Raw genomic sequence first — 9844 nt, 5'->3', positions numbered from 1 at the left:
CCCCTAGCCCCTAGCCCCTAGCTACAGATGCAAACTCAAAAGTTTATCAATCCAAATTGGGTCATTGCTTGGGGGCCAGCAGCGCGATCGCAGCCTGCTACCTGGGCAACTTCCGGTTTTGCGGCGATCGCAGTCCAGCCAACCTTCAGTCCTAGTCAGCGATTTGTGCTGGTGGGTGACTGCTGCTTCGATCGCTCAGTTCTACTCAAACAACTGACTAACGCAGATGGATTGAGCGATCTGGCGATCGTCGGGCAGCTATGGGAACAGTGGGGTACTGAAACACTGAGCTTGCTTGAAGGGCAGTTTGCCATTGTTATCTGGGATCGAGAACAACAAACCTTGTGTCTGGGGCGCGATCGCGTCGGGGCCAAAACGCTCTACTACACGACGACGGGAACGACTAGCTGGGTTGCGCCTCGACTGCGATCGCTCAATCTCTATCATCCTCAAGAACTCGACCCGATCGCTTTGCGAGATTATTTGTGCTGTGCGTTTGTACCCGGAACGCAAACGCTCTGGCAGGGAGTGCGAGAGTTACGGCCCGGTAGCTACCTGTGCTTACCGGTGGCCCAGCCACAGCGCTACTGGCAGCCGCAGGAGCAAATTACTAACGCCGATCGCCCGATGGAATGGCACGCTGGGCAGGTGCGATCGCTGTTGGAACAACTGGTACAGCAGGCGCTTCCGGCTGACAAACCAGTGGGAGCATACCTTTCAGGCGGTATTGACTCAAGCTGCGTGACCGCGATCGCAGCGCGGCTGCACGATCGTCCGGTTCATACTTTTTCGATTCACTTTGGCGCGGAGTATCCGAGTGAGATTGAATTTGCCAACATCGTAGCCGCACATTGTGGCACTGAACACCATATTTTAGAAGTTTCGCCGCAGCACATTTGGCAGTTGCTACCGGAAACGCTGGAGGCGATGGACGATCCAGTGGGGGAAGGCTTGACTGTGCCAAATTTGCTGCTAGCGCGATCGGCAAAGGAATTTGTGGATGTGGTGCTTAATGGCGAAGGCGGCGATCCCTGCTTTGGTGGGCCGAAAAATAAGCCGATGCTGCTAAATAGTTTGTACGGTTCGATTCATGGTGAAGGCGATGCGATCGCAGCTTACTTGACTTCTTTTCAGAAATGTTATGTCGATTTGCCGCGTTTGCTAAAGCCAGAAGTCTGGAATCTGGTAAAGGATGCGCCTTCCGTCTTTGGTGAGGAATTGCAACGGACAGAAACCACCTTTTTGAATCGACTGATGCGGCTAAATATTGAGTTTAAGGGAGCCGACTACATTTTAACCAAAGTGAATAATTTAACCACTGCTGCCGGATTGGAAGCGCGATCGCCCCTGTTCGATCCGCGCATGGTGGCGCTGAGTTTACAAATTCCCCCAGAATACAAGCTTTCCGGCGCACAAGAAAAAGCCGTCCTCAAAGCTGCTGTCGCCGATTTGCTACCCGATGCGATCGTCAATCGTCCGAAAAGCGGCATGGTAATGTCAATGCAGCAGTGGTTTTTGACGCATTGGCAGCGACAGGCGCGATCGCTGCTGCTGAATCGACGGGCTGCGATCGCGCCCTATCTCAATCAAGCGCTGATCCGGGAGTGGCTAAACTATCGCGGCGAAGTTTTTCCCCGCTATGGGTTGAAACTGTGGTTGCTGGTGACGCTGGAAATCTGGTTACAAGTGAATCGTCGTTAGGGTTATGATGTTAACAGGAGATAATGGTGCAGTTCCAATGACACAAGTTCTCTCAAGGGAAACTCTTGAACGGCGAGTAGTGCTTAACGGCACATGGGAGCAATTTAAGTTAATCCAGAAGGCTGTGGAAGATTCGCCCAAAGTGAAATTATCTTTTTTTGCAGGTGCGATCGAGATACTTATGCCGGGATTCGAGCACGAAAATTTTTCTGAAATTGTTGGCTACCTAGTGACAACTTTTCTGCTGATGAGAGGTGTCAAATTTTACCCTTCCGGTTCGATGACGCAGGAGAAGACGGGAGAAGCTTCAACTCAGGCAGACAAATCGTTTTGTTTGGGGGAAGTTAAATCGATTCCCGATTTGTCTATTGAGATAGTTTATACCAGTGGAGGATCGCGCAAGCTAGCAAAATATCTAGCTCTGGGCGTGCCAGAAGTGTGGTTTTGGGAGGATGGCACGTTGCGACTTTATCATCTGCGATCGCATGGTTATGAAGAAGTGGTTCGGAGCGAACTTTCAGGATTGGAAATGCTGGATATTGACCTGCTAAAACGCTGCATTTTGATGGGCGAGACTAATTTTGCTGAAGCGGTGCAGGTTTTCCAGCAGGGAATCTCGATTGTTTGCGAATGAATTGATTTAAGTCTGGCAGTTGCGTAATTCCTGTGACAATTTCAGTCTTTTTTAGGGGAGATGAATCTGATTACAAAGTTTGAAAACACGCCCTAACCAAAACTATCGGAGATAAAAACATAGCCGCCACCATACCCTACAGAATTATCCACTAATATTAAACCGTCATTGCTCTGCGGATCGCCACTTTGAGCAAGTCCATAGTTGACGACGCGCAACAACCGCTGCGGCGTAAACGATTCCAATTCAACAAAATTACCTGCATCCAACCACGCTAGTTCTTTAGCTGTTAAGCTTTGCCTCACGGTGTCAGGTAATTGACGGGCTGTTTCTGCCATTGCCACTGATTTTTGCACAAATAGATTGCTGGTTTCTAAGATTTGACGGGGAGAAATACCTAAATCAAAAATCGTTACTGATTGATTCGCAAACCAGTCTGGATTAGTTCGCAATTGATGTACTAAACTTACTCCAGAAGGGCTAGCATCGTGCAGCGCATACACTTTTAAATCGGCATTGCGACGTAGCATTTCTATCACCGTCTTGAAGATGCTTCGGGGATAGCCGCTGATGCTAAGAATCGCACAGTTATTTTCAAAATGGACGTTATTGGCAATTAGGAATTGAGTGATTTCGTCACTGTCACAAACAATAGCGCGATCGAAACTGTAGGCGCTGACTTCGCGATCGATGCTAGCAGGCAAAGCATTTTGACGAGGGGCACGCAGCAGTTTTTCTAATCTTCCGTTCACCTTTTGCCAGCTTCGCAGCCACCGATCGCTTTGTGCGGCATTGACTAGAAATACTTCAGGAATTCCGTGTTGACTGCGTTTTTGTGAAATACTGATTCCGTAGGAAAATAGCCCTAACAAACTCATTGTAAGAATAGCGTTAATGATATTACCACTCCCCCATACCAACAAGCCCAAAAATAAGTAGATAAAAATCCACAACCATCGGGGAGTTGAGGCGCGAGTTTTAAGGCGTTTATCAATAAAATACAAAAACTGTTTGGGCGTGAAGAATAATATATTTTGGCTAGAAATATCTTCGAGCGCCTTCTTGAAAAATGGATCTGTGAATGCTAATTTTTTATCGGTGACGGTAGTGGGTTCAAACACAAATGGATGATTGCAATTCTTACAGCGACCTGAGTTATTAGTACGATCGCGCAAATTGTTGTCGGTTCCACACTGGACGCATTTCATTCCCATTTCAGTCTCCTGATTAATTTAGAAGATTTGCCCGTTTAACAAGATAGAATAGTCTTCTCGCTGCCGAATTAATCGATGATGGTTGCCTTCAATTAATACCTCCGCAGGACGAGGACGATGCAGAAAATGCGACGACATCGCATAGCCGTAAGCCCCGCTATCCAAAATCGCGATCGCATCTCCAATTTTAAGTGAAGGTAGCCAACAATTTCGTCCCAAATAATCTCGCGAGTAAGTCGTGTTACCGCAAATATCCGTTTGATATCGCGATCGCGTACTGTCTCCCAAGCTAGATTCATTTTCCCAAACTGCGATCGCTCGATAGCCGCCATGTACCGCAGGCACAGATAAATTTGCCACAGTCGTATCCACGCCAACAATTTGCCGATCGCATTGCCACTTTACCGAGACAACTTTCGCCAGCATTACGCCGCAACCTGCGATCGCGGCTCGTCCGGGTTCGATTACTAACTCGATCGGGTGCGATCGCGCAGTCAGCTTTTGAGTAATGGCTGTACCAAACTCCCTCCAGTCAAAGGCCGCACCGCCTCGATAGGGATAGCCAAATCCACCACCAAAATCGAGCGATCGCCAATCAGGAAGCTGTTGGGCGATGGCTACGACGCGATCGATCGCGTCTATAAACGCACTGGTGGCGTTAGTCCCCGTCCCCCGGTAGAAGTGCAGTCCAGTAATTTTAAACCCATGCTGCTGTGCGATCGCGTTGGCCTTGTCAAATTCTGCGGGACGTACCCCAATACGGCTGTCTCCCGTTAATTCCGGTGAGTTGAGGCGCAGTCCGATTTCGGAATGAATCGATCGCGCTTGACTGCGGGAACAATCGCAAAAATCGTGAAGTTGCGACAGGCTATCGAAGTTGAATCGATTGATGTTCCAGTCGAGCAATTGCTGAATATCAACCCGGCTGAGGTTACTGCCAGTGTAGACGATGCGATCGCTCGTAAAACCAGCTTTCAGTCCCAAAAACACATCGCCCGGTGTATTCGCGTGTAGCCCCCAGCCAGCCTGCTGAATCAGTTGTAACAGAGCAATATTGCCGTTGGTGACGCTAGCAAAATGAAACTGAACCTGCGGATAGTCAATCGATCGCGCGATGCGATCGAGCGTCTGACGCAAGCGATCGCCCTGATACACATACAACGGAGAACCGTAAGCTGATAGCAATTCCTGCGCCAATGCTTGCGAGAATGGTGGCGAATGTATTTTAGCTTGCTCCTCAACCACAGATTCGCTCATTGCCGACTCCTTCGATACTTCCAAATCCTTTGCCCGATCGCAGGTGGTAGCCAAAAAACATGATCCAGCGATCGCTTAACCGGAATTTCTCCTAAAACTTCGGTTCGCCATGCCTGCCACATCAGCAGCAGCCAAAGATTATTACCAATATAGCGATCGCGCATAGCAATTCCAAGTCCTCCAGATAGCATCGCGTCGGCTAAATAAGGCTGCCAGCGATTTTCAGACCGCAACACATTCGGATTCAGCCACCGGCCGATCGCACCCCAAAACTCGCGATAGTACCAAACCTTTAACGGAACGCCCATCCCGCGCTTTTCGCGCCAGACAATTTCCGGGGGCAACCAGCGATCGGCCGCTTTTTTGAGAATGTATTTTTCGCAAGCGCCTTGCAGCAAAAGCTCTCCAGGTAATTGAAACGTCCAGGCCGTCAGGTCGGGGTCACAAAATGGCGATCGCACCCATAACCCATGTGCAAACCCTAATGCTGTTGCCCTGGGCTGAATATTTTGTGCGCCTTTAAGCATCAGCGAAGCTCGTCTAAGCCTTGCCAGCAAAGAAGGGCAGGCTGCCGTTGCGATCGCATCTTTTAAATAAACGCTCAAATCGCGATCTTGAATTTGGGCTAAGAGTGCGGGTGAAAATATATGCGATTCATATCCATAAAATCGCTGAAATGTCCGCAAATACTGCTGCTCAAAGGTTTCCCCTGCGGTAGGATGCTCCCGATCGTAAACTCCGTTGGCAATCAAGGGTTTGTTCGTCCATCCAGCAAATAGCTGATCGCCATTCTCGCCGTTGAATATCACCCGCACGTCTTGCGCCGCTGCTTGTTTGAGTAAGAATAGCGGGCCAGTTGTGCCATCTCCATAGGGCAAATCCAGGGCTTTAGCGGTCGCTCCTAGCGCCTGTAACAGGCGATCGCCTGTTGCTACCACTCGCACCAGCGGAATCTGTAAAAAGTCCGCTACCTGCTGAGCATAGGGCAATTCTGAATAGCCTTCTACGCCAAAATCGAGGCTATAGGCCCGCACCTGCAAACCCGCCTCAACCAGCAACGCCGTCACCAGTGAAGAATCTATGCCACCTGAGAGCAAAACGCCAACGGGTTCATCGATCGGCAAATCTGCCACCTGTCGCGCGATCGCCTGCTGTAAAAGCACTCGCAACTGCGCGATCGCCTCGTCTTCACGCCGCAGTAGTTGGGGCGCTTCCTGCCAAGCGGAGTGCAGCGATCGCACCTTTGGCAAGGACATCGCATTCCCATCTGCCACTTGCCAAATCATCTCGGTTCCCGCTGCTACGGATGCAATTGACTCGATCGGCGTTAGTGGTGTGGGTACGTAGGAAAAACAAGCATAGCTGTGTAGAGCGATCGCGCTAACTTGAGGAGAGGGAATCAGCGGTGACAGCAGTTGCAGGCGCGTCGCAAACCAAATTGTTTCTCCTAACTGCATCCAGTACAGGGGTACTCGCCCAAACGGATCGCGCCCTAGTCTTAGCTGTCTCGCTTCCACCGCCACCCAAGCATCTCCCGGCAAATCGGTTGGCTGCTTGCGCCCACAAGCATTAAGTGTCACTTGGTTAGCATCGATCGCCGAAGTAGATGCGATCGCCCACTCTAATTGCGTGTCTGTCTCAGATAGTTGGCACTCTCGGATGCCATAGTCAGGTACTAAACGTCGCAGCATTTCAGTACGGGAAACGAAGCTATCCCGCAGGGAATCGCCCCGTCCCCAATAGCCTACAAACTGTGAAGGTTTACCGAGATCGCCCATCTACTGCACCGTAAACGGCTGAGTGCTGAGAATGCGCCCATCCAGCGACATCCGCACTTCCCAATTTCCTTGGGGGGAAGCAGAGTCGAGATTATAAAAGCAGTAGGTATTCCAAATCGGTGTAGCGATCGCGCGAGTTTGATACCGCCCTTGATGTACAGTTTGACCGCTGGGATCGATCCAGTCGCATTGCAGAGATAACTGACGATCGATCGGAGCATTTTTTAATGTAACTTGGTAGTAAACGCGGGGATTTGTTTGACGGCTGACTTGAGAGAGGTTGTCACCACTGGTTTTAGATAGAGCAATCCGGTCTTGTCCTGCAACAACTTGAGCGATTTGTTGCTGCCAATTTTGCCAAAACAGAACACCTAGAGCGATCGCTGCGATTATTACTGCTGTCGTGGCGATCGCGATCCAGCGGTTCCTTCGCTGGCGTTGTTCTAGCACTTTGCGACGCTGCAACTGCGCGATCGCATCTTCTAGAAGCTCGTCAGGAAGATTCAACTCTTGTAAAATTTCTCTTACTTGCTCTGGAGATAATTCTGACTCGCGCCGCTGCGATAACTTTTCGATCTCAGCGATCGCCTGTGCCAATTGAGTTTCGGTGAGTCGAGGTACCATAGACTTCGAGCGCGATCGCGTAAACGAATCTATAATATTCTACGCTTAATGTGCCACTTTTTCTATGACCGGAATCATCTATGATTAAAGCTAACTCTATTCGATTTTATCATGCTTTTCACTAATGCTTAATTTTAAGTTTCACAGGACTTACACTTATGGCTCCAGAAACCGGGTTTTTGAGAGCACCTGTGGGTTCTGGCGAAGTATTTTCGTAAAAAACCCGGTTTCTTTGGTTGGGTGCGTAATATCATGTCCGGCAAATTACTTACGATCTGATCTGTCATTGCGAGCGAAGCGAAGCAATCGCAGAGACTAGGCGATTGCTTCGCTTCGCTCGCAATGACAAGTATTTAACATGACAAGTATTTAACATGACAAGTATTTAACCGGACATGATATCAGTCCTGTCTCATTAGCCACTAACCATTAGCCACTAACCATTAGCCATTACGCATTACCAATTATGATCGCGGATTTTACCGATTACACGGATTACACGGATTAGTTAGAGTCACGATCGTTTAGTTTGTGAAATCAGAGTCATCTGTAAAATCTGTGTATCCCAATTACCCATTACCAATTACCAATTACCAATTACCAAATTATATGAAATTATTATTAATGTCAACATCAGTTGGATCGCTCGGTTCTGGACTAGGCGGCGGAGTCGAATTAACCTTATTTAATATGGCCTTTGAATTGAAACGTCGCGGCATAAAAATAGACGTTGTAGCTCCCAGTGGCTCCATTTTAACAGCAATTCCCGTCATCCAAATTGCCGGAGAACTCCAAACTCCTGCCCAAACTCAAGATCGCAATACACCGATTGTCATGCCGGGAGATTCAGTCATTGCCAATATGTGGGAATACGCGAGAAAAGTTCAAAATGAATATGATTTAATCCTTAACTTTGCCTACGATTGGCTACCATTTTATTTAACCCCATTTTTTAACATTCCTATCGCTCATGTGGTCAGCATGGGTTCCCTTTCAGAAACAATAGATCGCATACTAGAACAAATAGCAAGTCAATTTCCTGGTACAATAGGAGTCTGCACAGAAGCACAAGCAGCAACTTTTTCCTTTGCCAAGGAGTGCAGAATTTTGAGCAGCGGCTTTGACTTATCTTTATACCAATTTTGTCCTCAACCAGAGTTTCAATTAGCATGGTTAGGTCGTATTTCTCCCGAAAAAGGTTTAGAAGATGCAGTTGCAGCCGCTCAAATTACTGGTATTCCCCTTAAAATTATGGGAAAAATTCAAGATGAAAACTACTGGCAGAAAATTTGTGCAGATTACCCCCAAGCTCCGGTAAAATATTTAGGATTTCTGACAACAGCTAAACTACAAGCAGAACTCGGTAACTGTAAAGCGTTATTGATGACACCGCGTTGGGTTGAAGCTTTCGGGAATGTGGCGATCGAAGCTTTAGCTTGTGGAGTACCCGTGATTTCCTACCGCCGAGGTGGGCCAGCGGAGATTGTTTGCGATGGACAGACAGGGTTTTTAGTAGAACCCGACAGTGTAGAAGGATTGGTAGATGCGATCGCCCGTCTAGATGAAATTGACCGTCATGCTTGCCGACAACAAGCAGAGATAGAATACTCTCTAGAAGCTTTAGGTTCGCGCCTTGAAGATTGGTTCAAATCTATTTTAGATAAAACTTATGCACCGATCGCGTAACGCCGCCACGCCGCTAAGTAGGTGGACAAAAATAAACAATGACTAACTACGTTTTTTTATGTCCGACTATTTATCTTAGCGGTGACTTTACCGCCAAGACGGTTGCTGTACAACCATGTGTAAGTCCTATTAGATTGAAGGTTTGCTAAGCGTTAATTAAGGAAGAAAATAACTATGAGCAATGACACTTTAGTGCTTTTATCAAGTAGAGAATTGGAAAAAATGCGTAACGCCGGACGTTTAGCGGCGGAACTCCTTAACCATCTCGAACCAATGGTAAAACCAGGAGTTAGCACTCTCGAACTTAACGACGAAGCGGAACGCTGGACTTTAGCTCATGGTGCTAAAAGCGCACCTTTAGGCTATAAAGGATTTCCTAAATCTATCTGCACTAGCGTCAATGAAGTAGTATGTCATGGCATCCCCAATGCTAAACAAATTCTGAAAGAAGGCGATATTATTAATATCGATGTAACGCCAATTGTTGAAGGTTTTCATGGTGATACTTCTAAAACTTTTTTTGTAGGAAAACCTGCACCAAAAACAAAGAAACTGGTAGAAGTAACAGAGGAATGTCTCAGAAGAGGAATTGCGGAAGTGAAGCCAGGAGCTCGCATCGGTGACATCGGCGCAGCTATCCAAGAATATGCTGAAGCTGAAGGATTTTCTGTAGTGCAGAATTTCGCAGGACATGGAATCCACCGTATTTTCCACACTGTGCCGGAAATTTTACACTACGGCAAGCGGGGGACGGGTAAACGTCTCAGACAAGGGATGGTGTTTACGATTGAGCCAATGATTAATGAGGGTACTTGGGAAGTTGAGATCCTTGATGACGGTTGGACTGCTGTCACCCAAGATGGTAAGCTTACTGCTCAATTTGAGCATACTGTAGCTGTTACTGAGTCTGGTGTGGAAATTCTAACTTTGCCTTGAGATACTGTTAACTG

At 47.8% G+C, this 9844-nt stretch carries 8 protein-coding genes; 4 read left to right on the top strand and 4 right to left on the bottom strand.

The annotated features are described in order from the left end of the window. Positions 1-27: 27 nt before the first annotated feature. Both OSCI_RS11350 and OSCI_RS11345 read left to right on the top strand, forming a co-directional pair. Complete coding sequence (locus tag OSCI_RS11350; RefSeq protein WP_007355089.1) at positions 28-1701, top strand: asparagine synthetase B family protein; 1674 nt, start codon at positions 28-30, stop codon at positions 1699-1701. A 37-nt stretch (positions 1702-1738) separates the two neighbouring features. Beyond that, positions 1739-2335 (top strand): Uma2 family endonuclease, encoded by a 597-nt coding sequence (locus tag OSCI_RS11345; protein WP_039962159.1) that lies wholly within the window; start codon positions 1739-1741, stop codon positions 2333-2335. A 92-nt stretch (positions 2336-2427) separates the two neighbouring features. Here the strand turns inward: OSCI_RS11345 and OSCI_RS11340 are convergent, their stop codons facing one another. From OSCI_RS11340 to OSCI_RS11325, 4 genes are read right to left on the bottom strand one after another with little or no spacing between them, the layout of a single operon-like run. Then, positions 2428-3543 carry a hypothetical protein gene (locus OSCI_RS11340; protein WP_234708742.1) on the bottom strand — a complete coding sequence of 372 codons (1116 nt, stop codon included), beginning with the start codon at positions 3541-3543 and terminating at the stop codon, positions 2428-2430. A gap of 24 nt (positions 3544-3567) precedes the next feature. Continuing rightward, positions 3568-4806 (bottom strand): diaminopimelate decarboxylase family protein, encoded by a 1239-nt coding sequence (locus tag OSCI_RS11335; protein ID WP_007355086.1) that lies wholly within the window; start codon positions 4804-4806, stop codon positions 3568-3570. After that, on the bottom strand, positions 4803-6584 hold the full coding sequence (locus OSCI_RS11330; protein WP_007355085.1) for an asparagine synthetase B family protein: 1782 nt from the start codon (positions 6582-6584) through the stop codon (positions 4803-4805). Before OSCI_RS11330 ends, OSCI_RS11335 begins: the two co-directional genes overlap by 4 nt. Next, positions 6585-7208, bottom strand: a complete 624-nt coding sequence (locus tag OSCI_RS11325; protein WP_007355084.1) for a hypothetical protein — start codon at positions 7206-7208, stop codon at positions 6585-6587. A gap of 609 nt (positions 7209-7817) precedes the next feature. Between OSCI_RS11325 and OSCI_RS11320 the strand changes: the two genes are divergently transcribed. Both OSCI_RS11320 and map read left to right on the top strand, forming a co-directional pair. Continuing rightward, positions 7818-8894: a glycosyltransferase family 4 protein gene (locus OSCI_RS11320; protein WP_039962154.1), complete on the top strand. Its 1077-nt coding sequence runs from the start codon at positions 7818-7820 to the stop codon at positions 8892-8894. Between the two features lie 174 nt (positions 8895-9068). Continuing rightward, positions 9069-9830, top strand: a complete 762-nt coding sequence (gene map, locus OSCI_RS11315) for a type I methionyl aminopeptidase (RefSeq protein WP_007355082.1) — start codon at positions 9069-9071, stop codon at positions 9828-9830. The last annotated feature ends 14 nt before the right edge of the window (positions 9831-9844 follow it).

This window comes from Kamptonema sp. PCC 6506, from assembly GCF_000180455.1.
Lineage (GTDB): Bacteria > Cyanobacteriota > Cyanobacteriia > Cyanobacteriales > Microcoleaceae > Kamptonema > Kamptonema formosum.
This window is presented reverse-complemented; position numbering and strand designations above follow the sequence as displayed.